Origin of the sequence: Sulfurimonas sp. ST-25 (genome assembly GCF_048079205.1) — a bacterium.
GTDB lineage: Bacteria > Campylobacterota > Campylobacteria > Campylobacterales > Sulfurimonadaceae > Thiomicrolovo > Thiomicrolovo sulfuroxydans.
This window is the reverse complement of the sequence record NZ_CP182225.1, coordinates 1,501,908-1,527,218: the sequence shown is the minus strand read 5'-3', so window position 1 is coordinate 1,527,218 and position 25,311 is coordinate 1,501,908. Positions and strand designations below refer to the sequence as shown.

The window sequence follows — 25,311 nt, the reverse complement described above, 5'->3', positions numbered from 1 at the left end:
TTGATATGAGGGGAGGGGGCGAGGCTTACTGCTGCGCGGCCGCTTCCTGCTTTGCAATTGTTTCACGGACCATGTCCATGTCGAGCGCCTGCGCCTTCTCCGCGATATCCAGCAGCTTCTCGTGGAAGAGAACCCCCTCCTGCTGGAACACGACAATTTCGTCTTTCATGACCACCGTTGTCGGGATAGAGCGGATCTGGAACTGCGCGGCGAGTTGCTGCTGCTCGTCCGTGTTGATCTTGGCGAAGGTGATGTCGGTCACGTTCTCCGCGATGCGTTCAAATATGGGTCCGTACTGCTTGCAGGGGCCGCACCATGTTGCCCAGAAATCGATGATAACGATTTCATTGTCCGCGATTGTCTTCTCAAAGTTCTCCTCTGTTAGTGCCATTAGTGCCATTCTTTCTCCTTGGTTGTTTTACGCTGCTATGCAAATTAGATTCAAGGGGTGATTTTAGGGGAGTTTTTGTGGTGAAATACCCCCTGCATGTATAAATTTTGCAACTCGGCCGGCAGCTAATGGATGATGCAGACTGTTCATTGTGTTGATAGCAGATTTTTTCTAAGCGAGGTGAATGATGATAGTACACGTTGAAATGTATAAGTTCAAACACGAACTGAGCAAGATGGCCAACATGGTCAAGGCCAAAGAGATGCTCGAAGAACTGCCTGCAAAGGTGGAGTGGCTGCAGACGATGCAGGTGGGGATGGACTTTAACCACGGGGCGCACTCGTATGACCTCTGCCTCTACGCGACCTTCAAGACGAAGGAGCACCTGATGTGGTACAAGGTCGAACCGGAGAGCCTGGAAGTGCTTAACTTCATAAAAGACAACACAGAAGAGATGCATGTTGTCGATTACGAGGTTGATGAAGAGGAGTAGTGGGTATGCTCATTTGATGCGTACCTTCTGTTGCGACCAGGCTCTTTATACTCTCAGATTAGCTTCGGTTCCCGAAGCGCATAAATCAATAGGCGACCTGTCGTTAAGCGTGCCTTGAAAGCCGCTGCGGAGGCCCAAAGCCGGGAGCAGCGAGCGATTCGCGCAACGACGATTTTCTTTTGGTTCTTTTCTTTGTAAAAAGAAAAGATAGAGAAGAATGTTTATGCCACTTTTTTAGAAAAAGTAGCGCAAAAAGCGGCCTTTCGCGAATCGCTCATCCCTCCCGGCTTTATGCCTCCGGGATGGCTTACAAAGAGCGCTCAAGGCCAACCTTCAATTGATTGAATGCGCTTCGACGTGTCGAAGCTCTCTTTCTTTTACTAGCTTCGATCCATCGAAGCGCATAAATCAATAGGCGACCTGTCGTTAAGCGTGCCTTGAAAGCCGCTGCGGAGGCACAAAGCCGGGAGCAGCGTGCGATTCGCGCAACGACGATTTTCTTTTGGTTCTTTTCTTATGAAAAAGAAAAGAATGAGGGGCCTATCTCTTTGCCACTTTTTTAGAAAAAGTAGCACAAAAAGCGGCCTTTCGCGAATCGCTCATCCCTCCCGGCTTTATGCCTCCGGGATGGCTTACAAAGAGCGCTCAAGGCCAATTCCTGATTTGATTGAATGCGCTTCGATGTATCGAAGCTAATTTGTTTAGTGGGCGCCGCGAAGTTTATTGCTGGGCTGCCGCTTCCCGCTCCGCAAGCTTTTTGCGTACCTTCTCCATATCTGGAACCGTGATCCACTCGTCTTGTATGTTCACATGCCCCTGTGGATGTTTTCCGTAATAGTACGGAACCGTTTTTGCATAGAGCATAGGCATTAGTGCGCTTTTAAAGTGTGCCGGACCCCTTGGTGCCATCCTCGCTTGAACGAATCTCATCGAACCTGCAAAAGCCTTGGAAGCCCGTTGAAGCGTGAAGGGGTCAATACGGAGTGACGCGTCAAGCAGAATAAGGTTTCCAATAAAAAGCAACTTCTCCCTTGAGCCCGACAACGCTATTCTCTCTGCAAGACGGTGTACAGAGGCCTTCAGATGCGTGCAGGAACAGATTTTCTAATCTTTGTCAGTATTACCAAATGTTACATATTCTTATATTTTATGTCCCTATAACAAAAAAAAATACTGTTATGGCTTGTGTTGAAGTAACGGTGTGATAAAAAATTATCTTTTATCGTCAACTGGAAAGGATTAAAATGAAATATGCATTAACAAGTGTAATACTTGTCATCTATGCACTACTGTTTTCTGCCTGCGGAGGAGGCGGAAGTAACTCGGGAGCATCAGCGGATGCTCTGGCGCCGTCAACACCGGTTCTGGTCTCGTTGAACTCGCCGTCACAGGTCGGCGTGACGCTGTTTTGGCTTCCGGCTACCGACGACGGCACGGCTGCCGACGAGATTGTCTATGAAGTCCACATGGACACCGCCGAAGGCTTTACCCCTACGACAGCCTCGCTTAAAAAGACAGTCACGGGTGTCGCGGAGGCCGATATAGATGGGCTGCTCCCCAACACGCTTTACCATGTCAAAATCAAAGCCATCGACAAAGCCGGCAACTCGGTGATTTCCAAAGAGGAACAGATCACGACCCTCGAATTTGGCACGACAGTCTCATCAGCTTACAAGATCATCCCGGTCGCAGATCTTCACGGTGTGAATGTAGTCGTCAACGATACGAACATCACATTCACCGAGACGAACACGACACTTTATCCAGCCTATGGAGATGTCATCGTCGGAGATTTGGAGCATATCTTTTACCGCAAGGTTGTGGGGCTCGGCAAAACTGGTACGACCATTGAGTTGCAGACGATCGAGGCCAGCGTCGATGATATCTTTGTACAGACGCAGTTCATTTCAAACACCGTCTTGTTTGACGCTGCTGAGGTCCCGGCAGTCATGAGCAGCACATTGCAGCGTACTACGGCATTCAAAGGCGCCTCAAATACACGGGAAACGACCTGGGCATCGGGGCGCTTCAAGGCGACTCAAACGGTAACGTCTCATGCGACGCCTGCTTCCGCTACGGCACGATCCGTGGCGTATAGCGCTTCATTTGGCGCCTTTAATGTCACGATGCCGACAAACCAGATTGCGGTTAACGAGGGAGAGACCCTTACTGCTACGATTATTGCGAATCGAACCGATCCGGAGTATGAATTCAACGGTATCCGCATTGAGAAGGTTACACATGGCGGTACGGTCGTTGACCCTGCAACCCTGGGAATGACACTGACCAGAAACGGTACAGACCCCACGTTTATCAGCGCCGAGCTCAAGATGCTGGCTACCAGCCAGATGGTGAGCGAGGATCCTTATATGGTCACGTTTGAACTGCGTGCGGACGAAGTGATCTGTGACAATGCTGCAGACCCCTGTGCAACGGCAACGGAAACGGTCGAACTGGAGATCCATGTCGTACCCAAGAGTCAAGAGATCAGCTTTGGAACAATCAATGCCAGCCTCTCGACGCCAGATGGGGTGCTCTCTGCAGGGATGAAAGTGGAGTTCGCCCCTCATCTGACATCGCAGGTTGTAAAAACAGGCACCTTCTCGATCGATAAAGCCGAAATGTATTTGGAAGGTGACGTGCACTTTGATACCGAAGTACTGCTGAACTTCGAAGCGGCAAAAACCATAGGTGTCCGTACCACTGACGACGGCGTTGCCCCCCTGTGGCAACGTAACTTTACTCGGGTGTTTTTAGTGGCGGGCGTACCGGTGCTAGAAGAGATTACGCTCAGGTTGGATGCGGAGCTGACAGCAAACGCTGCCGGGGCCATCAAGGCGTCCACCAAAATGAACAATGTCATCCCGATCAAATCGGGTTTCCGTTATGAGAATGACAGCTGGGAAGCCATCGGTAGCAAGGAGGAGCCCACTCCCACCTATACGGCATCGATCAGCGTTGAAGGCAAGGCGGATGTCACCTTCAAAATCATACCGAGTGTACAATCGAAGACATGGAAAATCATTAAAGGCAGCGTGGCCGTGCCGCTTTGGGCCCAGGCGGCCATCGCTACCGAGGGCAGCATCCAAAATGCATCTGCCGATTATCGCCTGACGGATTTGGGCGCAACGCTTGGGGTGGATGTCACGTTAAAAGCGGAATTGGGCTTGGATTCCATGGAATACTTACATATGGGCTGGACGAAGAATTGGTCGATGTACCATGACGGCATTTTTTCGTTACCAAAGCTTGGCGTGAAAGCCACTACGCCTTCTGATTACGGCGAGGTGACAGTGGTCGGGCTTGTCGAAGACGGGATCAATAACCCGTTTGAACAAAAGTATGTCGACTGGAAAGTCTTACCCGAAGAGGGGGTGTATATCACCTATCCCGATGTCAACAATCGGGAAATCGCGAAACTCCAGTTCACCCAGCCGGGTGACTATACGGTCTACTTTATCGGCGGCAGCCAGAAGCTGAGTCAGAGTTTCGGTCGTCAGTACGCGACTGCAAACGTGAGTGTGACCGATATCAAGACGGCAGTACCGGCCAACATCGCGCCGGTCGCCATTGCCGGTGCCAACCAGCTGGTCATGGCGGGCGAGACGGTGACGCTGCCCGGATGGAACAGCGTTGACAGCGACGGCAAGATCGTCAAATACAGTTGGTATGACAACGGAACCCTGATCAACGAGAGTACGGCGAAGAGCTACGACTACATCTTCGCCCCGGGGGATCATACGGTTAGACTGGTGGTGACGGACGACAAGAATGCGACTGGCGAGACGGAAATCCTGGTCTCGGTCAAGGATGTCGTGCTGCCGACGGCGGGGGAACTGCCTTCCATGGCGACGCTTCCGGCGGAGTATCAGGGCGAAATCTCTCTCAACGCAGCTTCGTATACAACGCTTTGTCCTAAATACAGAGCGGAACTGGTTGACTCACCGGCATACGCAGATAATGTGGATACTTTTTATGTCGGGGCTTACAGATGTTCCTATCAATATGACAAACTCATCACATCGCAGCAACACATTAACGATGTTCCAAACGGGCTGACGCTGCATTTTGGAAACGATTTCAGGATCAGTCATGTCGAGAGTTTCAGTAACGGCGAGCCTGACGGGGCGCAAATCTATTTTGATGCCTTGGAGAACGTCCGTGCACTGTACTCATATGCCAATGGTGTTGAACACGGTCCCTGGTTCACAGAGAGCGAGTGGGGCTATCATCTGAATGGTCTGCAACACGGTGCATGGCACAGCGTCGATAGTGTGTTTGCTCCGGAAAGCTCACAATATAATCTTGTGTATGCGGATAGAGTTACCGATGCCGTATGGGACAACGGAAACCTGGTGCAGCGCACTGTTGCCATCAACGGTGTCGTGACCGAAGAGTACAATACGCTTAACGGTCAGCTGGACGGGCGTCAATACACGCTCGATCTCTATGACAACAATACGACGAACATCGAGGAGTATGCCGCCGGTGTACGCAACGGCGTTTACTATACGAAACGCACGGATACGAATGGGGATGTCTACGAGTTCACAGCCAACTACCAAAACGGTACACTGCACGGGACGGTACAGCTTCTGCGCAATGGCGCATTGTTGCTGGATGGAACGCTGCAAAACGGGTTGTGGAACGGAACGGTGACAGTCAAAGAGGGCCAATTCAGTCTGGAGTATGTCAACGAAGATCTGCGCACACTCATGGAACCGGTGCAGCGCATCTGCGGCTACACGTCTTGGGGAACTCAGTATTGGCGGGCTGCTTCCATCCCGTTCGTTAACGGCATTGTGGATGGGACGGTAGATTATGGCGGTACCAGGGCTGTTACCTATTCAAACGGTATTATGCAGGCGCAGACCTACTACGGTGCGACGACCTACAGTGAGACCATTTATCAGTCCGAAACGGTGGCGCCGCGCTTTGACAGTGATTACAAACCGGCGACGTGGACCCTTTATGATACAGCCGACAATCACGTCATGGAGCAAAAAATCTACAACAGTGCAGGTGAGCTCAGCCTGTACATGGTCTATGATCAAAACGGTCTTTTGGCCGAGAAAATCGTCTATCATGAAGACGGCTCATATGTACGTTATCTCTATACGGCGGGTGAACTGCGTTTTGAGTACCCCTATAACGCTTCGGGACGCAATGACGGTGTGCTGAAGACCTACCATCCGGGGGAAATCCTGGAGTACGAGATGCCGTATACGGATGGTACGCGTCACGGTGTCGAAAAATGGTACCTGGCAGACGGGAACCTTTCACTGGAACGGCCCTATGACAACGGTCTGCTTCAGGGGATGGAAAAGCGCTACTATGACAATCGTATGCTGCATATCGAAACGCCATGGGTCGCAGGGCAGCAGGAGGGGATAGAGACTGAATACTGCGAAGACGGCACGACGGTAAGGGGTTTGCGCCCCTATGTTGCCGGCAAGCTGAATGGGGTGGAGAAGGTCTATTTCGACTATACGACGCAGCTCGCTTCCGAGACGCCGTACACGGACGGCCAGAAGCATGGGCTTAGCAAAACGTACTCGTCAACGGGCATCATCTTGAACGAAACGCCTTACAGTTATGGCAAGCTTGACGGAACGCAACGGTTCTTTAATACAGATGGCGAATTATACTTGGAACGCGTATGGGCGGCCGATGTTCTCGTGAGCGAGATGACGTATTGTACCTCGGGGTATTACATGGATGACAATGGCACCTGTGTTGCCGTTGCTGTCTGTACAGAGAGTGAAAAACTGGTAAACAATACCTGTGTTCCGCTGACCTGTGAAGCGGATGCCTATAACTGTCCGAGCTGTACCGTCAACCAGGTGTTGCGCTATTATCCCGACGGCAGTGGCTATTGTGAAGACATCGTCTGTGCCGATTCGGAAAAACTCGTGGACGGGCAGTGTGTCCCGATGACCTGCCAAGCGGACGGTTACAACTGTCCAGTATGTACCGATACACAGCTGCTTGTGTATAACCCTGATGGAAGCGGGAGCTGTGAGGATATTCTCTGCGCTGAAGGTGAAAAGGTTGACGGCGGAGTCTGTGTGCCGATGACCTGTCAAATGGACGGCTACAACTGTCCGACGTGCAGCAGCTTTGAAGTGCTGATGTACAACGCCGACGGCAGCGGTTACTGCGAGATTCCCACGGGTGCCGTGCTCGACTACGCAAGCTATTTCCCCAATGCTCCCGGTTTCTATCCATTCTGGATGGACATCGATGCTCAGGATAATATCTGGATTCTGAATAGCGACTATAACAACCCATATGACGCTATCAAGTTTGATGGCAGTACGGTAGAAACATATGTCTGTCCGACCAGACTGGATATGATCGAATGGACATGGGTTCTGCCCGATGGAAGTTTCATGATCCAGGGGATGATGGGTGATTACTGCGTCGTAGAGAACGGCGTGACCCGCTATCCGACGACGACCGAAATACAGTATGCCGAAGATCCGACGTCAGGCAGTGGATCGGCTTCCTGTATGCAGGATTCTACAGGGGCGACATGGTGTATATCAGGCATCGATGGCTCTGTTTTGACAAAAAATTAAATCTATTTTCTTTCATCTTCCAGAAGAGCGCGAGCGTGTCTGCGCTCTTCCAGTCTGTTGTTATCATGAATTCGATGAGCCAAAGCGATCGTAAATTAGCGGTCGGGAAGTGTCAGCCTAACCGGTTTGATGTCGCCTTCCGCCGGCTGCGGTAGATCTCGATAAGTGTACGTAGAAATGATAATGCGGCCGTGGGAATAGCCGAAGATAAGCAGCGCAGAGCTTTGCTCGAATACGCTTGCAAAACCTGCCGCTTGCTGCGCCTCGCTACTACTGCTGCGCGGCCAGCTGCTGCTGGTCGTCCGTGTTGATTTTGGCGAATGTGACGCCGCTCGTCTCCTCCGCCACCTTTTCAAAGATGGGACCGTACTGTTTGCAGGGGCCACACCATGTAGCCCAGAAGTCGATAATGACGACCTCATTGTCCGCGATGACCTGCTGAAAGTTCTCATCTGTCAGCGCCAATAGTGCCATGTGTTGTCCTTGTCTGTTTCACGGGGCTACTCATATTGGGTTCAAGCAGGTTACATTTATCTGTTCAGGCATGATTTTTGTATATAGACAACGAAATACCAGGCGGACACGCGTGTCTGCGCAGTAAAGAGGGAAATCAATGTTAAATTTCGGACCGTTCAAGTCGCTTTCGACGAAGGAGTTCCAGCAGAAGCTGGAGGAAGGCTTCACCGTCATCGACATTAGAAGAGCTGACGAGTGGGAGTACGACGGCATCATCGAAGGAAGCCATAAGATCACCTTTTTCGACGCGATGGGGGGCTTCGACATCGACACCTTCCTGGAGTCATTTTCGAAGGTCGTCACTGACAAAGAGCAGCCTTTTATCATGGTCTGCGCGCATGCCAGCAGGACAAAGCAGGCGTGCGAGATCATGGGTTCGAAACTGGGCTACAAAAATGTCTACGAACTCGACGGCGGGATCAACTGGGGTTGGATCGACAAGGGTCTGGAGACGGTGAAGTAAGTAAAAGCAAAAGCAGGAGAAAAAATAGATGCTCGAACTGACAAAAGAGAATTATGATATTACCGTTGACGGCAGTGAGATTGTGATCATAGATTGCTGGCAACAATTCTGTGCACCGTGCGCACAGTTTGCCCCTATCTTTAAAAAGACGTCTGAAAAATACCCCGAGATCACCTTCACTAAGCTCAATTCCCAGGTGGAAACGAGTATTTCGGATCATTTCTTTATCTCAAGCACGCCGACAACGGTGATTATGAAGGAGAAAACAGTCGTTTTCAAAAAACCGGGCGTATTTTCGGAGGAGGAGCTTGTCGAGATTATCGACAAGATAAAAGCGATGGATATGGAAGAGTTCCGTGCTGCAAAAGCGGCGGAAAAAGCAGCGAGAAGGGCGGCACGCCAGCAAAAATAGCTGCGTCCCAAAATTCCACTCTCACACAAGCTTCGGTTCCCGAAGCGCATTCAATTGAATTGAAAATTGGCCTTGAGCGCTCCTTGAAAGCCGCCCTGGAGGCATAAAGCCGGGAAGGGCGAGCGATTCGCGAAAGGCCGCTTTTTGTGCTACTTTTTCTAAAAAAGTGGCATAAACATACTTCTCTATCTTTTCTTTTTACAAAGAAAAGAAACAAAAGAAAATCGTCGTTGCGCGAATCGCACGCTGCTCCCGGCTTTGGGCCTCCGCAGCGGCTTTCAAGGCACGCTTAACGACACTCTGCCTATTGATTTAATGCGCTTCGACGTGTCGAAGCTCTATCGTTTCCCACTATCGTCGAATTACCTTCCTACGAGCATTGCGCTCACCGCGGCGCACCGTCCATGCGGTTCAAAATTTCCAGCGTCTTCGTGACGTCGTAGATGGCGCTGTGGTACTGCTCCTCGTCGAAGTCGATGCCGTAAAAGGCGCAGGTCTCTGCGAGCTTCGGGTTTTTCAGCCCGCCCCTGACGTTTTTGGCGTTGACGATGCGCTTGTTTGCCTGCATGGTGCAGAAGTGCTTCTCAAAAGCGACAAGGTCGCCGAGATGGCGCAGTTCGAAAGCGATGTTGTGTGCGACCAGCGTCGTCGCGCCATTGCAGAAATCGGCGAACTCCCGATCCTCGTCGAAATGCTCCGGGTACGATGCTTCTCCCCGAAGCGCGATCAGGCGCGAGGGGGAGAGCTTATGGACGGCGAGGGAGTGCGGATTGACCGGGTAGCGTGAAAGGTAGTAGCGGTGGAAGGTTTCGGTAACAATGTAGCCCGCCGCAGTCTTCGAGACGCGCAGCGCGGCGACTTCGATGACGTCGTGGACGTTGTGGGAGTTCGTTTCGAAGTCGAGGAAGATCACCCCTCCAGCTCCGCGAAGCGCTTCTCGTAGCTTGCCATGAGCTCGTCGAGCTTCTCCTGCGCTTCGGCGAGGCGTTCGAAATCCGCCTCGACCGCCTTCTCCTCTTTGGCGACGGTCTGGTGAAGTTCCATCACCCTGGAGTTGTCCCCGCTGTTTGAAGCAGCAACAAGCTCCGCGTGGAGCGTGTTGATGGTTGATTCGCTTTCCATGATGGCTTTCTCCAGCTTCTCTACCGCTTTGCGCAGCGGCGCGGTCGCCTTGGAGCGTTCGCGGGTGAGCGCGTTGATCTCTTTTTTGTTCGCCTTGTAGTTGTTCTTGGGGGCGGTTTTGACCTTTTCTACCTGGTCCTCCTCGCCCCAGCCGATCTTCGCCAAAAAGTCGTCATAGCCGCCGTCGAAGTACTCGGCCCCGTTTTTGGAGAAGATGATGAGCCGGTCGGCGACGCGGCGGAGCATCTCCTCGGAGTGGGTGACGATGATGCAGGAGCCCTGGAAATTCTCGATGGCGACCATCAGCGCCTCGATGGAGTCGATGTCGAGGTGGTGGGTCGGTTCGTCGAGGAAGAGCAGGTTCGCCGGGCGCGCGAGGATCTGGCCGAGCATGACGCGGCTCTTCTCACCGCCCGAGAGCAGGGAGACCTTCTTCTCGGCGAGGTCGCCGCTGAACATCATGCCGCCGCAGATGCCGCGCACGACGGCGGCGGAGAGTTTCGGGTTGGCCTCGTAGATCTCCTCCATGATGGTCTGGTCCGGGTTGAGGCGCGAGATGTTCGTCTGCCCGAAGTGGCCGAACGAGGTTGATGGGTGAAACGCCACTTCGCCGCTGAGAGGGGTGAGTTCGCCGGCGATGTTGTTGAGGAGGGTCGATTTACCCGAGCCGTTCTTCCCGATGATGGCGAGGCACTGCCCCCTCTCCAGTGTGAAGGAGACGTCCTTGAAAAGGAGGTGCTCCGGCGTATAGCCGAAGCTGAGGTCCTTGACGTCGAGGAGCACCTTGGCCGGGGTCTCCTTGAAGTTGAAGTCGAACGTCAGCGTCGCGTCGAAGCCGAGGTCGTCCATCTCCCCCATCTTCTCAAGCTGTTTGACCTTGGACTGGGCCAGCGCCGCGGTGGAGGCGCGCGCCTTGTTGCGGGCGATGAAGTCCTCGAGCTCCTTGCGCTTCTTGTCGTCGGCGGCCTTCTGCTTCTCGTAGAGCTCGTCGTTGGCCTTGAGCTGGTCGTAGAACTTGTGCGTGTCGCCGGGGATGACAAAGAGGCTGCGGCGCACGAGGCCCATGGTGTGGGTGACGATGGAGTCCATGAAGTCGCGGTCGTGGGTGATGAGGATCACCTCGCCCTTGAAGTTGCGCAAGAAAGCCTTGAGCCAGCGCAGGGAAAGGATGTCGAGGTAGTTGGTCGGTTCGTCGAGCAGCAGCAGGTTCGGTTCGGTCACCAGCAGCTTGGCGAGGTTGATGCGGATCTGGTAGCCGCCGGAGAAGGAGCCGGGGGCCTTGTCGAGGTCCTCCTGGTCGAAACCGAGGCCGAAGAGGATCTTCTCGACCCGGTAGAAGTCGTACTGCATCTCCTCGCTGAGGGCCAGCGCCGCCTCTTCGCGAAGGGTCGGTTCGGTGAAGTGGAGGTACTGCTTGAGCGCGCCGATGCGGTAGCCCTTGGGGGTGATGACTTCGCCGGTGTCAGGGCTCTCCTCGCCGAGGATGATCTTGAAGAGCGTGGACTTGCCGCTGCCGTTGCGGCCGACGAGCCCGACCTTGTTGCCCGGGTTGAGCTGGAAATTGAGGTTACTGAAAAGCTCCTGGCTGCCGAAGCTTTTGGAGAGGTTTGAAAACTGTATCATGGGACTCTTTGGACGGGTGAAGAATTTCGCGTATTATAACAGGTTGCTACCGCTGGGGAAAACGACTTGTCGAAGCTCTTTTCTCAATTAGCTTCGATGATCGAAGCGCATCAAATCAATCGGCAGTTGGTCGGCGCGCGTGCCTTGAAAGCCGCTGCGGAGGCCAAAAGCCGGGAGCAGCGAGCGATTCGCGCGACGACGATTTTCTTTGGTTTCGTTTCTTTGTAAAAAGAAAGGAAAGAAGACATGTCTTCTCTTTGCCACTTTTTTAGAAAAAGTAGCACAAAAAGCGGCCTTTCGCGAATCGCTCACCCTTTCTCGGCTTTATGCCTTCAGGGTGGCTTTCAAGGAGCGCTCAAGGCCAACTCTAATTTGATTGAATGCGCTTCGACATGTCGAAGCTCTTTTTTTCACATTAGCGTCGGTTTCCGAAGCGCATAAATCGATAGGCTAAGTGTCGTTAAGCGTGCCTTGAAAGCCGCTGTGGAGGCCCAAAGCCGGGAGCAGCGAGCGATTCGCGCAACGACGATTTTCTTTTGGTTCTTTTCTTATGAAAAAGAAAAGAATGGAACAGGCCAATTCCTGATTTGATTGATGCGCTGCGACGTGTCGAAGCTCTATGGATTTCGTAAAGCGTATATTGACGATTTTTACACAGAATTTATACTTATGGAATATCCTTGTCTGAAAAAAGGATACATTCATGCACCGACTGCTGCTGACCGCTCTTTTCCCATTATCAATATTAGCCGTCACCCTGCCCGAAAAAGCGCTTTACCTGGAAGGCTCCGTCGACAAAGGGATCATTCTCGCGCACGGCAAGGGGATGCATCCCGATTTCAAAGTCGTCGGGCCGTTGCGAAAGGCGCTGAACGAAGACCTGGATTTCCATACCCTCTCCTTGCAGATGCCGACGAACCACGAGGACTACGAAGGGTACGAGGCGGAGCAGCCGCGTGTAAACGCCATGATCGACCAGGCCATCGTCTATTTGAAAGAGCATGGGGTGAAGACGATCTACCTCATGGGGCACTCGCTGGGGGCGGGGATGACCTCGAGCTACCTTGTTTCGCACCCCGATACATCCGTTGACGGCTACATCGCCGTGGGGTGCCGGGGCAACGGCAGCAAAGTGATCTCCTGCAACGACAACATGCCGAAGATCAACGTGAGCGTGCTGGACGTCTGGGGCAGGGCGAACGGGGAGGACGAAGGGTTCGCCGCGACGCGAAGAAAACTTGTCGGACCGAACTATAAACAGTACGGCATCGACGGCGCGAACCATGTGCTCGACGGCGCTGAGGGGTTCTTTGTCGACGAGGTCGAAACGTGGCTTGAAGGTCAGGAAACGGAATAGTGTAATCGGTACGGAGTCAGAGGGGAGGGGTGTGGACTATTTGACCTCTGCACACTGCAGAGGCCCGGAAAAAATGAAGGCTGCTTAGTTGTACCCGATAATCGGGTCGTCCTCTTTGGCTTCCCAGTTCTCGGAGACGAACGTCCAGTTGATGAGTTTCCACCAGTTCTCCAGGTAGGCCGCGCGGTTGTTGCGCTGGTCGATGTAGTAGGCGTGTTCCCAGACGTCGCAGACGAGCAGGGGGCGCAGGCCGTCTTTGATCGGTGTTTCGGCATTGCTGTACTTCTTGATGGCGAGGCTGCCGTTTTGGTTGACGAGCCAGACCCAGCCGGAGCCGAAGAGGCTTGCGGCGGCGTTGAGGAAGGCGTCTTTGAAATCCTCCATGGAGCCATGGTCGTGCTCGATCTTGTCCATGAGCACCGTGGAAGGAGAAGTCTTCTCCGTGCTCAGGCCGTACCAGTAGAAGTCGTGGTTGAAGACCTGCGCGGCATTGTTGAACGTGGGGCCCTTGGATTTGCGGATAATGTCGAGCAGCGACGCGTCCGCGTATTTGCCGCCTTCGATCAGCTTGTTGAGATTGTTCACGTAGCCCTGGTGGTGCTTGCCGTAGTGGTACTGAATCGTCTCCGCGGAGATCATCGGTTCCAGTGCCGCCTCTTCAAAAGGCAGTTTCATCAGTTCGAATGCCATTACTTTTGCTCCTTGTTGCATTGGTGTTCTTCTGTTTTTGTTGCATAAGCTCTTTTAATGTGCAAAAATGAATCTCATCGCACGGCCGGGCGCCTTGCAACCCAATGAGACCGCCGCCATACCCGCGGAAATTCCTTTGGCATTCGCTTGCTACTTTTGAATGTTTCAGGTATAATTAAGGCATTGAAAGATGATCTAGAGTTTCATCTTGGTTTGTGATTATTGAAGCGTTCCTCAGTATTTTCTATTCCTCGTTTTACTCCGCATTATATTTTGACAACAATTCAACATGAAGGTCTTGCAATGGCAAATCTTAAACACGGAACCGTTAAATGGTTCAACAGCGAAAAAGGCTTTGGGTTTATCGCCCCGAATGAAGGCGGCGACGACGTATTTGTACACTTCCGCCAGGTCAACAGAAGCGGCTACGGCCGTGTCGAGCTCAACGAGGGTCAGGAAGTGACCTTTGAGATCGGCCAGGGGCAGAAAGGCCCGCAGGCGGAGAACGTTACCGCCCTGTAATTCCGAGCGGCGGAGCTTTCCGCCGTTCCAGGCGTTTGATTAAGAGAGCACTGCTCTTTTATAGAGCGACTAAAGGACCCTGATGGACACGAAAGAAGAGACACTCAAGGCATTGAGTGAAGGCAAAGAACTGACCAGCACCGTCACCGGTCTGAAATACAAACTCATCGAGGGGCTCCTCCACTCCAGAAACAGCGAACGCGCCCAGTGGCAACGCAGCGGGCTGGATTTCCACAACCCCGTCTCCTGGCAGAACCTGCAGCACTGACAAGCGCGCCGAAGCCCGCAACCTCTACACCCCTCTGACCAAGCCCCCCGCCTCCCCGACTGCCGGGGAGGGTATTACGCTTCCGGCAGCAGCGCGTGCAGCGCCACGATGTAAAAGGGGACCTTCTCCCTCATCGTCATGTCGGTGAACCGCTCGCAGGCGGCCTGGACGGCGGCCACGATGACCATGTAGTACTCCTCGATGATGGAGTGGTCCAGCTCCAGGATGTCGGCGATCTCGTTGCAGGCCATCCGTTCGTCGTCCTCATCCATGTTGGGCGCCCACACACGCTCCGGGTCGCGCAGGCAGACGTAGCCGTGATCGTCGATGAGGTAGTAGAGTTCGGCGATCTTTTCATTGTCAAAGCCATGGAGGCCCTTTTCAAAAAAAGCGTCCTGCACCTCCTGCAGCGTGATGATCGTCCCTTTTTGCACATGGACTCCTTTTAAGTGCTTTTCTCCGTGGCTTAATGCAGGAAACGGGCGCGAAATTCGGCGCCGTTTTGTGCGTGGAAGAACAAAAAATGTAGGTCCGGGGAAAACCACAAAGGAACCGACCTATGATTTTCAACCATGAACTGCCAGCAGAAGTACAACAAGCCATCCTCGCCATGGACCCGGGCGATGCCCTCCCTCTGGGAATCGAAAACGACGAGCCCATGATCCTGCTGCGTCTCAGCGACGGGGCAGAGGCGCTGCTAGACGCCCCCGAGCTGGAGTGCGACTTCAAACCGACATTTCTGCTGATGCCCTATGACGGCAAGACCATCGGGGTCTGTATTGTCCAGTTCCGTCTGAACAAAGACGACAACTACATCTTTACGACACACTACGACATTACTGACCCAAAAATGTACGAATCCCTGAATGCATTGCTGAAAATGGACAAGTACAACGTCATCATCGCCACCGTCGCGAACCATACGGGGATGCCGGTAGAGACGCGCTTTGTCAGAACGTTCGATCCCCAGGAAGTACTGCAGAAGGCAAGGAGCGAGGCGCAAAATGAAGCCGGAGACGGCATGGCCTACCACATCTTCAACGGGATGATCGCGCAGATCGGCGACTACCCCACCGTCTGGCACACGCTCGAGGAGCTCGCCCCCGCGCGCAAAGAGTGGCTGCTGCAGGCGTAAACGCGCCCGCTTAGCACTGCTTGGCGGCGCGGATAAAGGCCCGCATCTTTTCGCGGTCCTTTTTGCCCGGTTCGCTCTCGACCGCGGTGCTGACGTCGACGCCGTAAAAACCGTAGGGGAGGGCCTGCTCGACGTTTTCGGGCGTCAGATTGCCCGAGAGGATGATCTTCGAGCACTCTTTTCCATCAAACCAACTGAGATCCAGGCTGCCGTCCGCTTTGAGCGTGTTCGCGCCGAAAACGTCGACGATGCGGTAGCGGTCGGCGAGGTAGTCGATATCGGTCTCGCGCTGCGCGCGCACGACGCGCAGGTGCGGCGCGACAAGGGAGCCGTACAGGGCGTCCGTCGCCTCGAAGTGGATCTGGGCGAGGGTAATGCCGCTCAGCGCGATCGCCTTGTTGATGAACTTGGCATCGCTGTCGACGAAGATGCCGACCTTCTCGACGAAGGGGGGCAGCTGTTCGACGATCTTGAAGGCCGCCTCGGGAGTGATGAAGCGCCGGGAGCCCTGGAAAAAGATAAAGTCGATGGCGTCGGCGCCTTCGTCCACGGCGGCGAGCGCATCCTCGAGATTGGTGATGCCGGTGATTTTTACGCGCATCTGTCCTCCTGTCATATGTAAAGATGGTGCGGCCTCCGGTGCGTGTCGCAGACCTACTCACCCATTGTAATGCAATGCCCGTTCATGCTGACCTCTGCCGTTTTTCGAAACCCTCCGTTTGCTCCGGGAGGAACAGAAATTGTAAGGGAGAAATAATCGCCTAAAGGAAAAGATATCATGACCTTGCAAGACATACTACTCAAACTCGCCCGCGCGGCGATCGAGGAGAGATTCGGAAAACCGTTCAGTTTTTCAAAAGAGATACTGATGGAGCAGTTTCCGCAGCTCTCCGAGCAGCGCGCGACGTTCGTGACGATCAACATCGACGGCGATTCGCTGCGCGGCTGTATCGGCTCGCTTCTGCCCCACGCCACCCTCTTCGACGACGTCATTTACAATGCCAAGGCCGCGGCCTTCAGTGACAAACGTTTTTTCCCGCTGAGCGAGAGCGAGTACCCCTATTGCAGCATCGAGATCTCGCTGCTGGGCCTTCCCGAAGAGCTGGAGTACAGCGACGCGGAGGATCTTAAAACGAAAATACGACCCGGAATAGACGGGGTGATCTTGCAGCAGGAAGACCGCAGCGCGACCTTCCTGCCCCAGGTGTGGGAGGAGTTCCCGAGCTTTGACCACTTCTTCGGTCAGCTGGGCGTCAAGGCGGGCATCAGAGGCTTCGCGCTCGACCATCATCCCCGGATCTATATCTATCAGGTCGAGCGTTTCGAGGACAGGGCGCTGGACGACGAGGAGGCGCTTCCCGAGGATGCGGCGGCTGCCGAACCGGCACCCGCGGCCTCCTATGCGACCGCCCAGGACGCTGAGGCGGGCTTCTACCGGGCGTTGGAGTACGGGGACCTGGACGCGATGCTGGGCGTATGGGCCGATGACGATGCCGTCGTCTGCATTCACCCCGGCGGGGAGCGCATCCAGGGGAGCGCCGCGGTCAACCGGAGCTGGCGCGAGATGCTCTCGGGGCAGCCCATCATGCGTTTTGAACTTGAAGAGGTCCAGCGTACGGGGGACGCGCAGCTCAGCGTCCATACGCTGCGCGAACGCATCTTCGTCGGCAGCCAGCTGGCCGGGGTGGCGCTGACGACGAACGTCTATAAGCAGGAAGAGGGGGGATGGCGGATGCTCATGCACCACGCCTCCCCCGATCCGGTGGTGATGCGCTAGCCTCCGCCGGCGCGGGAACGGTTAGAAAACCGGTTCGGTGATGTTCATGCGGTAGAGGAAGACGCCGTCGATGACGACGCCGTTGATCTCTTCGCGGGAGAAGTTGATGCCCAGGATCTCGTCGCCGGTATTGACGACGGAGTTGAGCAGTTCGAGGATCGGCGCGTCGTCGAAGGCGAGGCCGATGTCGGTGAGGGCAAGTTCGGGAAGTTCCGTATCGTGCAGGGCCATGAGCTCCGCGACTGCCGCATCGAATGCGGCGTCATCGATGGTGTCGACGTGCCCGACCAGCAGCTGCCATGCATCTTGTTCCGGGTTGTAGATCCAGAACGCCGCTTTGGGCTTGAGACCGCTCTTGTCGAGCAACTCGACAAAGCGTGCCCCGCTCGTCATCATGTTTTGTGTCAATGCTTTCATTGGTTTCCTTTGGTGTTAGGATGGAGTTCGGCCACGCCGATCGCCTGCGCGTTTTGGGGTGTATTGCACTTTACGCTCCAACGCCGGGGCGGGCTGGGCAAAACGGGGGTTTTCCATTCGCGGCGAATTACTGTAAAATCCGCTAAATGCTCTAAAGGCCCAATACCATGCAAGCTTTCGGAAAATTCGCAACCGAGTACGACCTGGAGTACCTCGTCGAACACTACCTCTACTTTAATGCCCCGGACGAGGCGATCACCGCGGAGGACCTGCCGCGCCTGCTCAAGAAAAAGAACAAAACCGTCGCGGGGACGATCTTCCTCTACAATCCCGCCATGGCGCCGGAGGGGTACAACGTCGATTCGCCGTTGGCGGAGCAGGGGTACGCCTTTGACGGCAGCTATACGCCGCTGCAGTTCAACAAGCTGATGGACATCTTCCAGTCGCGCATCCACGGTTTCGAGGGGAAACTGATCGAGGTGAAGTACCTCTTCAACTACAACCGCCCCGACATCGAACCGACCTCGGTGCTGGAGACCTTCAACGAGGACATCGAAAAGCTCCCCTCGTTCCAGCTGACCCGTTTCAGCCGCGAGCTCAACTACCACGACGTCAGGAACATCCGTCTCAGCGGCAAGTTCGTCTTTTTTGCCTGGGGCAACCGCTTCGACCGCCACCACCCCAATATCCTCGCTTACGCCAAGTCCATTTTCGATCAGAGCGCGAAGATCGGCAAGGAGCGCGCCTACATCTACGACCCGGGGCTGCGGCAGCAGATGAGCGAGGAGGGGGCGCGGTTCCTCCACCCCGTCGCAGCCGGGAAACTTAAAACGAAGGTGACCGAGGCGCTGGCCCGGGCCTTCGACACAAATCCGCCGCTCCCGACGCCGTACGAGGTATAATCGTACGATACTCATACTTCGCTCATAGTGCGGGCGTACCATTTGAGTATCCCACCTGTAAAAGGAGCACGTCATGAAAAGGGTAATGACATTAGCGGCAGCACTATCGCTGCTGGCGGCGACGGCACTGTTGGCGCAGGGCCCGGGCGGCGGGACGATGCAGAAGTCCCAGTCGCAGATGCAGACGCAGCAGATGCAGATGAAGCAGAGCGGTATGATGATCCAGAACCAGACCTATCTGCAGACGCGGGACCGGACGAAAGACCAGCTTCTCGACGCGACGAAGGACCAGGACAAGGACCAGACGCGCGATCGCCTGAAAGATCAGATCGATGAGCCGGATCAGGACCGCCTGCAGGACAGACTGCACGACCGGGTCGATGTGCCGGACCAGGACAAGGACCAGACGCGTGACCGCCTGAAGGATCAGATCGACGAACCCGACCAGGACCAGATACGTGATCGCCTGAAAGATCAGATCGACGAGCCGGATCAGGATCGCGACAGAGACCGCATCCACGTCGAGAGCGACTAACGTTCACAGGGCAGACGGGACTTCCCGGACTGCCGCCTCTCTTTCTTCCCCTCCGCCAAACCACCGCTTCATCATAAAACACATTAAACAATGGATACAATACATTATTGCGCTGTAAGCGGCGGCGGAGTGTCGAAGCTCCCCGGCGTATCCGGCACGCTGCTCGGCGCGGACAAACCGACAGGAGGAAACACGATGCCATTGCCTACCGATGTGAATGCCACCCAGGACATCAATACGAGTCTGTACTGTACCCTTCAAACGATGGGAACGTCCGATCTGGACAATATGATTGTCGGAGTAGGTTTGCTGCTCTTCTTTATCGGCATGCTTGTGTTCAGGTACCGGGCGATCATCTCGCCGTCGATGATGCGCCTCGAGTCCGAACTGCAGTCGCTCCGGGCCCAGGCCCTCGCTTACCCCGACACCCCCGCGCAGAGCAAATTGGTCGCGGAGCAGAAGCGCATCCTTGAGATGATCGAACAGAAGGTCGTGGGGGTGAACGCCCTGGATAAATGCTTTATCAGTTCGGGCCGGATCATCTCGGGCTGGCGCATGCTGCATAATGCAAAAAACATCATCATCGACGAGATTGGTGACATCAACGAAGAGCTGGAGGTCACTCGCCTGCGCCTTGCCGAACTGGATTCGGCGGAGGCGAAGAACCTGGCCAAACGCATCGAACTGAACCTCAAAAAAGAGGAGGCGACGGAGAAGAGCCGGAAGCAGCTCCTGGTGGAGGGACGGCGCGTCTATTACAGCTACCGCGACGACTATTTCGAAATGCTCGCCGACTGGCAGAACAAGACGATGTGGCTGACCTATATTACCCTCCTGTTCATCGCGATGCTGCTCTGGGTCGAGCAAAATGCACTGCTGCTCGTGGCAGGGGGAATAGGCGGTCTGCTCAGCAAGCTCAGAAGCGTTATCCAGAAACCCGATATCCCGAATGATTACGGCTTCTCATGGTCCACGCTCTTCCTGACGCCGATGATCGGGGTGCTGACGGGGTGGGCCGGGCTCTATCTGGTGATCGTGCTGATCGAGGTGGATATCTTCGGGCCTCTGTTTACGGAGATCCTAAGCGGATCGCAGGGGTGCCCCTCCGCCGCGTTGATGATCATCGCCCTGGTCTTCGGCTACTCGGCCGGTCTCTTTGAAAAAATGATCACCAAGGTCGAGACCTATGCGACGAAGGAGAAGAAGAAGATCGACGTGACGGCAGCGAGTGAGGGCAACGAGGGGTGATGCGCCGCGGCTAGAGGGCGGTCTCGGTGATGGCCTCGTCCACGACGACGATGTTTCTCCCGGACGCCTTGGCCTCGTAGAGGGCTTTGTCGCTGCGTGCGATGGTGGTTTTGAGGTCGTCCCCCTCGTGGTAGATGGTGACGCCGAAGCTCGCGGTGATCTGCCCGACCTCCGCGAACGCCGCGGTTTCGATACGTTCGCGGACTCCCTCCGCAATGGCGGTCAGGCTGTGGAGGCTGTCGACCATCATCAGCAACAGGAACTCCTCGCCGCCCCAGCGGATGATAAAGTCCTCCTGACGGATGGCGCGGCGGATAACGTCGACGAAGGTTTTGAGCACTTCGTCGCCGCGGTTGTGGCCGTAGGTGTCGTTGACGCGCTTGAAGTGGTCCAGGTCCACCATGATGACCCCCAGCAGTTTCTGCTGTGCGTTGGATGAGTGGCAGAGCTTGTGGAAGGAGCTGTCGAGGAATTCGCGGTTGTAGGCGTGGGTCAGCTTGTCCCGCGAGGCACGTCGTTCGAGCTCCCGCTGGTTGAGGATGGTCAGACTAATGTCGGTGAAGACGACAATGTAGCGCTGCCCGGGGATGGGGTTGATCGTGACGGTGTAGACGCGGGGGGTCCCCTCGCGGTCGAGCATCTTGACGATCCGCCGCGTCGCGGGGGTCTCCATCAGCGTTTTGACCCACTGTTTGCCGTCGGGGACCTTGCCGAGGTGGAAAAAGCGTTCGTCGGCGATAAAGAGCTCGCAGATGCACTCGTGCTCCTTGAGGAAATCCTCGAGGGAGTCGTAGCCGAACGACTCGAAGAAAAAGCGGTTGGCGAACTTCAGTTTATGGCCGTCAGTGAGGATGACGACGTTTTTTTGCAGGTCGATAAGCGACTGCAGCTGGCGCTTGTCGATTTCGATGGCACTGCGCTGCAGGTTGGCGCGGTAGAGGAGGTAAAAGAGCAGGGCCAGGAGGGCCACGACGACGCCTGCCATGACCTTGTACTGAAAGAAGCGGGCCTGGAGGTCGCCATGCCTGCGGTCGATGATGATGTAGGCAACGGTTTTGCGGGAGATGGCATTGACGACGGGGACGAAGGTGATTGCGTAGAGATTGCCGTCGTTGGTTTCGAAGAAGTTGAAGGTGCGCCCCCGGGCGAGCATCGCGTCCAGGGAGCCGTTCTGCCGGATGTACGCGCGGATCAGCGCCGTCGTTTTCGAAGCGTGCCGCGGGGCCAGTACCTTTTCGGTCATGTAGTTCTCAAACAGTTGCGAGGGCACATAATAGCTTTGTTCTTCGGGAAAGACTTTCGATTTTACCGTGTCGGCGAGAATGATAAAACCGGTCTCGGCATGGATGGCGTGGCGGATTCTTTCGAGGATGGTCTGCATCGAGATGGAGAGTTCGACGCTGCCGAGGTAGTCGTTCCCGTCAAAGAGAGGATAGACGAAACGGTAGCCGTTGAAGATGCGCCCCTCCTCGAAGCCGCTGACGGGCTTGTGCGTCTTGTTGACATAGGCGACGCTGTCGCGTACGCCGGTCAGGTCGTCCCCGAACCGCCCGGGGCGGTGAAAGCGCAGAAAACTCTCGTTGTTGCTGAGATGGAAATGCATCTGCTTGAGGTGGTAGAGGCTGATATTGCGGTAGACGGGAAGCAGGAGCTCGTAGAGCCGTTCGCGGATCGCGGCGCGTTGCGTCTCCGATGCCGTCGGCACCTGCTTGTAGAGATCGATGACGTCTTTGACGTTGATGCGGTTGTAGAAGATGATGTCGGCCTGGGATTTGAACCCGCCGATGATGCTCTGGTAGGTCGACTCCGTCAGCTCTTTTTCGGCGGAGAGATGCCCCTTCACGCGGTCGGACAGAATGTCGTGGCTGAAGAGGAGGATCAGCAGGGCACTTAACACAAAAAATACCAGGTAGGTCAACGCCGGTGCAAGATGTAGTTTCTTGTGGTAAATGTTCATATTTACAGTATATAGAAGGGATGATTAATTTATTCCCTTGAGGACGGACTTTACCTGCCGATATCGAACACCCTCAGCACGAACTTGTAGAGCAGGAACAAAAACAGCAGCGGAAAGACGACGGTCTGGAAAACGAAGGCGATGATCAGCCGGACGATCTGGTCGCCGGCGGCGTTGGCCTCGGCTTTGTAGTGCTCGACCTGCTCCGTGTAGTAGCTGGTGCTGAAGAGGCTGTGCGAACTTTTTTTGAACCCCTCGATGTCGTCCGAGATCGCCGTGACCCCGCGGTCGAGTTCGACAATATTGTATTCGGGTTGGACAAAATGGGCGTAGACGAGGTCGTTGGCGAGGGCCATCAGCGGCACGCTGAAACGCAGAAAGACCATGATCACTGTGATCTTGAACAGGAGTGTACGGGGTTTTTCGTCGCGGGCAAAACGGACAAAGAGACAGAGGTTGTAGGCGAGCACGAGCGCGAGCAGCAGGTAGTTGAAAAGGGTGTCCGTGACGATGTTCATAAAGATCGTCTGGATTCCCAGGGAGGTGATGGAAGCCAGCATGATCCAGGAGAAGCGTTCGATGAGGTCGTTGACGGGGTCGAGCACCTCCCCCACGGCGAGGGTGACGCCGGGCGGTCCGACTTCGGTGCCCTGTATGACGGAGATGACGGCGTTGAGGGACTTGGCCGTGCCGAAGACGACAAGGGCCTGTTTAAAGGAGCTGTCGACGATCGCGCGGCCGGGCCTATCAAAGGTGCCGGCGAAGGAGAGCAGCAGCACCAGCAGCGACAGCGCGACGATAAGCAGTTGATTCCGGCGGCGGCGCAGGAAGGGGGCGGGCGTTTCGGATTCGGGCATGGGGGCTCCTTGGGTCTTGCCATATCTTAGCGAAACTGTGCATGATCTCTCACACTCCGCTCACTCTCCTGCTTTACAATTTCCGCATTCCAACAGAAAAAGGACATAGGATGAAAAAGACAATCATGGCATTGACAGCGGCGGCACTGGTCGCTTCCACGGCGGCAATGGCGCAGCAGGGCCCGGGTGCGGGTGCAGGTGCGGGCACGGCAACGATGCAGCGCGGTGCGGCGATGATGCAGCAGCAGATGCAGAGCCAGATGCGCTACCAGTACCAGGTCCGCAATATGACGCAGGCGCAGCACCAGTACGCGCACCAAAACGGCATCGAAGAGACGGTCACCGAGACGGAAGTTGTTGAAACGACCGATCCCGTCGCCGACGCGGAGTAATTCGCCGGCATCCCGCCGGGCGCGCCCGGCATTGCTACGGCTACGGCCACCCCTCTAACTGATAACCCCTCCCAAAAAACCGCTACAGGCACATATATTGCATATCGCTTTGACAAGAAAATCTATAGCGAAAAGCAAGCGGATGAGCAGCTTTCTGACTATGAAAATTCCATAGGAAGGATGACATTATGGCAATGGTAAACCGCGCAAAGATCAAAGAGTTGTTGAACGAGAGTGCCTGTTCGCACAGCAAAGACAAAAAACCCGGCGAGGGGTGCGACAAGCCCAAACCGGGCCTTGCGGCAGGAGGGTGCGCCTTTGACGGCGCGCAGATCTCGCTCTTTCCCTATGCGGACGCCGTCCACCTCGTGCACGGCCCGCAGACCTGTCTCGGGGCCTCCTGGGAGACCCGCGAGAGCCTGAGTTCCTACAACGGGCGCAACCACACCTTTATGGGCTTCACGACGGGGATCACGACGAACGACGTTATCTTCGGCGGGGACAAGCGCCTGGAAGACTCCATCGACTACGTTGTCGAACACTACAAACCCGAGGCGATCTTCGTCTACTCCACCTGTGTCACGGCGCTGGTGGGCGACGACATCGACATGACCTGCAAACTCGGCAGCGAGAAGCACGGCGTGCCGGTCGTCCCGGTACATGCGCCGGGCTTTGTCGGGGGCAAGAACCTCGGTTCGCGTCTGGCGGGCGAGGCGGTGCTGGAGCACCTGATCGGCACCAAGGAGCCGGAATACACGACGAAGTACGACATCAACCTGATCGGCGACTATAACGTTACCGGCGATATGTGGCAGTACATGCCGATGTTCGAAAAGCTCGGCATCCGCGTGCTCGCCTCTATGAGCGGCGACGGCCGGGTCGGCGACATCCGCACGGCCCACCGCGCGAAGCTCAACGTCATCGTCTGCGCCAAGTCGCTCGTGACGCTGGTGCGCAAGATGAACGAGAAGTGGGACATCCCCTGGGTCTCCGTCTCCTTCTACGGCAAACGCGACACGACCTTCGCCATCCGCGAGATCGTCAAGGGGCTCGGCGACCCGGAGCTGATGGAGAAGGCCGAACGCCTGATCGACGAGGAGGAGGCGAAACTCGACCTCGCCCTCGAGCCTTACCGTCGCTTGTTCAAAGGCAAAAAAGCCGTCCTCAACACGGGGGGGAACAAGGCGTGGTCCATCGCGTCGGGCCTGCAGGATCTCGGTATCGAGGTCGTGGCGACCTCCATCAAGAAGTCGACGGCGGACGATATCGAAAAGGCGCGCGAATACCTCGGTGAGGACGGCGTGCTGATGGACAAACCCGCCGCGCAACAGTCCAAGGTCATCGACGAACGGGGTGCCCATATCCTCCTCGCCGGGGGGCGGAGCCTCTATACGGCGATCAAGAAGAAGATCTCCTTCATCGACGTCAACCAGGAGAAGAAGACCTCCTACGGCGGCTACAACGGCCTCATCAATCTCGCCGAGGATCTGAAGTCCGCCTTCGCGAACCCGGTGTTCGCCAATGTATCGGCCAAAGCGCCCTGGGAAGTCGGCTGATCCGTCATTAGCGAGACAGCCTTTACGCTTCCGATCCGTGTCACGATTTTCGGCAAAGGTTCTCCGGGAAGCATAACGTTTCCCGGGAGATTAAGTT

Annotated in this window: 25 protein-coding genes; 15 read left to right on the top strand and 10 right to left on the bottom strand. The window is 55.3% G+C overall.

Annotated elements, in window-relative coordinates; all coding sequences use genetic code 11:
• Window positions 1-25: 25 nt before the first annotated feature.
• Window positions 26-400: a thioredoxin gene (gene trxA, locus ACM66T_RS07810; RefSeq protein WP_231018312.1), complete on the bottom strand. Its 375-nt coding sequence runs from the start codon at window positions 398-400 to the stop codon at window positions 26-28.
• Between the two features lie 175 nt (window positions 401-575).
• Between trxA and ACM66T_RS07805 the strand changes: the two genes are divergently transcribed.
• Together ACM66T_RS07805 and ACM66T_RS07800 are read left to right on the top strand one after the other, a co-directional pair.
• Window positions 576-884 (top strand): Dabb family protein, encoded by a 309-nt coding sequence (locus ACM66T_RS07805; RefSeq protein WP_416768262.1) that lies wholly within the window; start codon window positions 576-578, stop codon window positions 882-884.
• 1,244 nt (window positions 885-2,128) lie between these two features.
• On the top strand, window positions 2,129-7,465 hold the full coding sequence (locus ACM66T_RS07800) for a PKD domain-containing protein (RefSeq protein WP_416768261.1): 5,337 nt from the start codon (window positions 2,129-2,131) through the stop codon (window positions 7,463-7,465).
• A gap of 270 nt (window positions 7,466-7,735) precedes the next feature.
• On the opposite strand, the gene ACM66T_RS07795 is transcribed toward ACM66T_RS07800, so the two are convergent.
• Window positions 7,736-7,939: a thioredoxin family protein gene (locus tag ACM66T_RS07795; protein ID WP_231018308.1), complete on the bottom strand. Its 204-nt coding sequence runs from the start codon at window positions 7,937-7,939 to the stop codon at window positions 7,736-7,738.
• Window positions 7,940-8,078: 139 nt separating this feature from the next.
• Here ACM66T_RS07795 and ACM66T_RS07790 point away from each other — a divergent pair, with 139 nt between their 5' ends.
• Entirely contained in the window at window positions 8,079-8,444 is a 366-nt protein-coding gene (locus tag ACM66T_RS07790) for a rhodanese-like domain-containing protein (protein WP_231018306.1), read from the top strand.
• A gap of 28 nt (window positions 8,445-8,472) precedes the next feature.
• Complete coding sequence (locus ACM66T_RS07785) at window positions 8,473-8,856, top strand: thioredoxin family protein (RefSeq protein ID WP_231018305.1); 384 nt, start codon at window positions 8,473-8,475, stop codon at window positions 8,854-8,856.
• A 385-nt stretch (window positions 8,857-9,241) separates the two neighbouring features.
• Here ACM66T_RS07785 and ACM66T_RS07780 read toward each other — a convergent pair whose 3' ends face one another.
• Window positions 9,242-9,769 carry an exonuclease domain-containing protein gene (locus ACM66T_RS07780; RefSeq protein ID WP_416768260.1) on the bottom strand — a complete coding sequence of 176 codons (528 nt, stop codon included), beginning with the start codon at window positions 9,767-9,769 and terminating at the stop codon, window positions 9,242-9,244.
• On the bottom strand, window positions 9,766-11,601 hold the full coding sequence (locus tag ACM66T_RS07775; RefSeq protein ID WP_416768259.1) for an ATP-binding cassette domain-containing protein: 1,836 nt from the start codon (window positions 11,599-11,601) through the stop codon (window positions 9,766-9,768). Before ACM66T_RS07775 ends, ACM66T_RS07780 begins: the two co-directional genes overlap by 4 nt.
• A gap of 66 nt (window positions 11,602-11,667) precedes the next feature.
• Here ACM66T_RS07775 and ACM66T_RS07770 point away from each other — a divergent pair, with 66 nt between their 5' ends.
• Window positions 11,668-11,829: a hypothetical protein gene (locus ACM66T_RS07770; protein WP_231018299.1), complete on the top strand. Its 162-nt coding sequence runs from the start codon at window positions 11,668-11,670 to the stop codon at window positions 11,827-11,829.
• A 475-nt stretch (window positions 11,830-12,304) separates the two neighbouring features.
• Window positions 12,305-12,958, top strand: coding sequence for a DUF3530 family protein (locus tag ACM66T_RS07765; RefSeq protein ID WP_416768258.1), 654 nt, complete (start codon window positions 12,305-12,307; stop codon window positions 12,956-12,958).
• 84 nt (window positions 12,959-13,042) lie between these two features.
• Here the strand turns inward: ACM66T_RS07765 and ACM66T_RS07760 are convergent, their stop codons facing one another.
• Window positions 13,043-13,648 (bottom strand): superoxide dismutase, encoded by a 606-nt coding sequence (locus tag ACM66T_RS07760; RefSeq protein ID WP_416768256.1) that lies wholly within the window; start codon window positions 13,646-13,648, stop codon window positions 13,043-13,045.
• A gap of 303 nt (window positions 13,649-13,951) precedes the next feature.
• Here ACM66T_RS07760 and ACM66T_RS07755 point away from each other — a divergent pair, with 303 nt between their 5' ends.
• On the top strand, window positions 13,952-14,170 hold the full coding sequence (locus tag ACM66T_RS07755; RefSeq protein ID WP_416768255.1) for a cold-shock protein: 219 nt from the start codon (window positions 13,952-13,954) through the stop codon (window positions 14,168-14,170).
• Window positions 14,171-14,252: 82 nt separating this feature from the next.
• Window positions 14,253-14,438 (top strand): hypothetical protein, encoded by a 186-nt coding sequence (locus ACM66T_RS07750; protein ID WP_231018292.1) that lies wholly within the window; start codon window positions 14,253-14,255, stop codon window positions 14,436-14,438.
• A 74-nt stretch (window positions 14,439-14,512) separates the two neighbouring features.
• On the opposite strand, the gene ACM66T_RS07745 is transcribed toward ACM66T_RS07750, so the two are convergent.
• Complete coding sequence (locus tag ACM66T_RS07745) at window positions 14,513-14,872, bottom strand: hypothetical protein (RefSeq protein ID WP_416768254.1); 360 nt, start codon at window positions 14,870-14,872, stop codon at window positions 14,513-14,515.
• Window positions 14,873-14,997: 125 nt separating this feature from the next.
• Here ACM66T_RS07745 and ACM66T_RS07740 point away from each other — a divergent pair, with 125 nt between their 5' ends.
• Complete coding sequence (locus ACM66T_RS07740; RefSeq protein ID WP_231018289.1) at window positions 14,998-15,573, top strand: hypothetical protein; 576 nt, start codon at window positions 14,998-15,000, stop codon at window positions 15,571-15,573.
• A gap of 10 nt (window positions 15,574-15,583) precedes the next feature.
• Here ACM66T_RS07740 and ACM66T_RS07735 read toward each other — a convergent pair whose 3' ends face one another.
• The gene (locus ACM66T_RS07735) at window positions 15,584-16,174 is read right to left on the bottom strand and encodes a phosphoribosylanthranilate isomerase (RefSeq protein ID WP_231018287.1); all 591 of its coding nucleotides are present in this window, start codon (window positions 16,172-16,174) and stop codon (window positions 15,584-15,586) included.
• A gap of 177 nt (window positions 16,175-16,351) precedes the next feature.
• Between ACM66T_RS07735 and amrA the strand changes: the two genes are divergently transcribed.
• Window positions 16,352-17,350: an AmmeMemoRadiSam system protein A gene (amrA, locus tag ACM66T_RS07730; RefSeq protein WP_231018285.1), complete on the top strand. Its 999-nt coding sequence runs from the start codon at window positions 16,352-16,354 to the stop codon at window positions 17,348-17,350.
• 21 nt (window positions 17,351-17,371) lie between these two features.
• Here the strand turns inward: amrA and ACM66T_RS07725 are convergent, their stop codons facing one another.
• The gene (locus ACM66T_RS07725; protein WP_231018284.1) at window positions 17,372-17,767 is read right to left on the bottom strand and encodes a hypothetical protein; all 396 of its coding nucleotides are present in this window, start codon (window positions 17,765-17,767) and stop codon (window positions 17,372-17,374) included.
• Window positions 17,768-17,934: 167 nt separating this feature from the next.
• On the opposite strand from ACM66T_RS07725, the gene ACM66T_RS07720 reads away from it, so the two are divergent.
• The 3 genes from ACM66T_RS07720 (at window position 17,935) to ACM66T_RS07710 (ending at window position 20,452) form a co-directional block, all read left to right on the top strand.
• Entirely contained in the window at window positions 17,935-18,669 is a 735-nt protein-coding gene (locus ACM66T_RS07720) for a hypothetical protein (RefSeq protein ID WP_231018282.1), read from the top strand.
• A gap of 73 nt (window positions 18,670-18,742) precedes the next feature.
• A complete protein-coding gene (locus ACM66T_RS07715; protein WP_231018280.1) occupies window positions 18,743-19,204 on the top strand; it encodes a hypothetical protein in 462 nt (153 codons plus the stop codon).
• A 90-nt stretch (window positions 19,205-19,294) separates the two neighbouring features.
• Window positions 19,295-20,452, top strand: coding sequence for a hypothetical protein (locus ACM66T_RS07710; protein ID WP_416768251.1), 1,158 nt, complete (start codon window positions 19,295-19,297; stop codon window positions 20,450-20,452).
• A gap of 10 nt (window positions 20,453-20,462) precedes the next feature.
• Here the strand turns inward: ACM66T_RS07710 and ACM66T_RS07705 are convergent, their stop codons facing one another.
• Both ACM66T_RS07705 and ACM66T_RS07700 read right to left on the bottom strand, forming a co-directional pair.
• On the bottom strand, window positions 20,463-22,409 hold the full coding sequence (locus ACM66T_RS07705) for a diguanylate cyclase (protein ID WP_231018277.1): 1,947 nt from the start codon (window positions 22,407-22,409) through the stop codon (window positions 20,463-20,465).
• A gap of 50 nt (window positions 22,410-22,459) precedes the next feature.
• Window positions 22,460-23,266, bottom strand: a complete 807-nt coding sequence (locus ACM66T_RS07700; protein ID WP_231018275.1) for a hypothetical protein — start codon at window positions 23,264-23,266, stop codon at window positions 22,460-22,462.
• A 110-nt stretch (window positions 23,267-23,376) separates the two neighbouring features.
• On the opposite strand from ACM66T_RS07700, the gene ACM66T_RS07695 reads away from it, so the two are divergent.
• Window positions 23,377-23,658, top strand: a complete 282-nt coding sequence (locus ACM66T_RS07695) for a hypothetical protein (protein WP_231018273.1) — start codon at window positions 23,377-23,379, stop codon at window positions 23,656-23,658.
• Window positions 23,659-23,846: 188 nt separating this feature from the next.
• Window positions 23,847-25,214: a nitrogenase iron-molybdenum cofactor biosynthesis protein NifE gene (gene nifE, locus ACM66T_RS07690; protein WP_231018272.1), complete on the top strand. Its 1,368-nt coding sequence runs from the start codon at window positions 23,847-23,849 to the stop codon at window positions 25,212-25,214.
• Window positions 25,215-25,311: the final 97 nt, after the last annotated feature.

Excerpts from the sequence above, each read along its gene's own strand:
- trxA (WP_231018312.1), bottom strand. The coding sequence starts at position 400 with ATGGCACTAATGGCACTAACAGAGGAGAACTTTGAGAAGACAATCGCG.
- ACM66T_RS07805 (WP_416768262.1), top strand. The coding sequence starts at position 576 with ATGATGATAGTACACGTTGAAATGTATAAGTTCAAACACGAACTGAGC.
- ACM66T_RS07800 (WP_416768261.1), top strand. The coding sequence starts at position 2,129 with ATGAAATATGCATTAACAAGTGTAATACTTGTCATCTATGCACTACTG.
- ACM66T_RS07795 (WP_231018308.1), bottom strand. The coding sequence starts at position 7,939 with ATGGCACTATTGGCGCTGACAGATGAGAACTTTCAGCAGGTCATCGCG.
- ACM66T_RS07790 (WP_231018306.1), top strand. The coding sequence starts at position 8,079 with ATGTTAAATTTCGGACCGTTCAAGTCGCTTTCGACGAAGGAGTTCCAG.
- ACM66T_RS07785 (WP_231018305.1), top strand. The coding sequence starts at position 8,473 with ATGCTCGAACTGACAAAAGAGAATTATGATATTACCGTTGACGGCAGT.
- ACM66T_RS07775 (WP_416768259.1), bottom strand. The coding sequence starts at position 11,601 with ATGATACAGTTTTCAAACCTCTCCAAAAGCTTCGGCAGCCAGGAGCTT.
- ACM66T_RS07765 (WP_416768258.1), top strand. The coding sequence starts at position 12,305 with ATGCACCGACTGCTGCTGACCGCTCTTTTCCCATTATCAATATTAGCC.
- ACM66T_RS07760 (WP_416768256.1), bottom strand. The coding sequence starts at position 13,648 with ATGGCATTCGAACTGATGAAACTGCCTTTTGAAGAGGCGGCACTGGAA.
- ACM66T_RS07755 (WP_416768255.1), top strand. The coding sequence starts at position 13,952 with ATGGCAAATCTTAAACACGGAACCGTTAAATGGTTCAACAGCGAAAAA.
- ACM66T_RS07750 (WP_231018292.1), top strand. The coding sequence starts at position 14,253 with ATGGACACGAAAGAAGAGACACTCAAGGCATTGAGTGAAGGCAAAGAA.
- ACM66T_RS07740 (WP_231018289.1), top strand. The coding sequence starts at position 14,998 with ATGATTTTCAACCATGAACTGCCAGCAGAAGTACAACAAGCCATCCTC.
- ACM66T_RS07735 (WP_231018287.1), bottom strand. The coding sequence starts at position 16,174 with ATGCGCGTAAAAATCACCGGCATCACCAATCTCGAGGATGCGCTCGCC.
- amrA (WP_231018285.1), top strand. The coding sequence starts at position 16,352 with ATGACCTTGCAAGACATACTACTCAAACTCGCCCGCGCGGCGATCGAG.
- ACM66T_RS07725 (WP_231018284.1), bottom strand. The coding sequence starts at position 17,767 with ATGAAAGCATTGACACAAAACATGATGACGAGCGGGGCACGCTTTGTC.
- ACM66T_RS07720 (WP_231018282.1), top strand. The coding sequence starts at position 17,935 with ATGCAAGCTTTCGGAAAATTCGCAACCGAGTACGACCTGGAGTACCTC.
- ACM66T_RS07715 (WP_231018280.1), top strand. The coding sequence starts at position 18,743 with ATGAAAAGGGTAATGACATTAGCGGCAGCACTATCGCTGCTGGCGGCG.
- ACM66T_RS07710 (WP_416768251.1), top strand. The coding sequence starts at position 19,295 with ATGGATACAATACATTATTGCGCTGTAAGCGGCGGCGGAGTGTCGAAG.
- ACM66T_RS07705 (WP_231018277.1), bottom strand. The coding sequence starts at position 22,409 with ATGAACATTTACCACAAGAAACTACATCTTGCACCGGCGTTGACCTAC.
- ACM66T_RS07700 (WP_231018275.1), bottom strand. The coding sequence starts at position 23,266 with ATGCCCGAATCCGAAACGCCCGCCCCCTTCCTGCGCCGCCGCCGGAAT.
- ACM66T_RS07695 (WP_231018273.1), top strand. The coding sequence starts at position 23,377 with ATGAAAAAGACAATCATGGCATTGACAGCGGCGGCACTGGTCGCTTCC.
- nifE (WP_231018272.1), top strand. The coding sequence starts at position 23,847 with ATGGCAATGGTAAACCGCGCAAAGATCAAAGAGTTGTTGAACGAGAGT.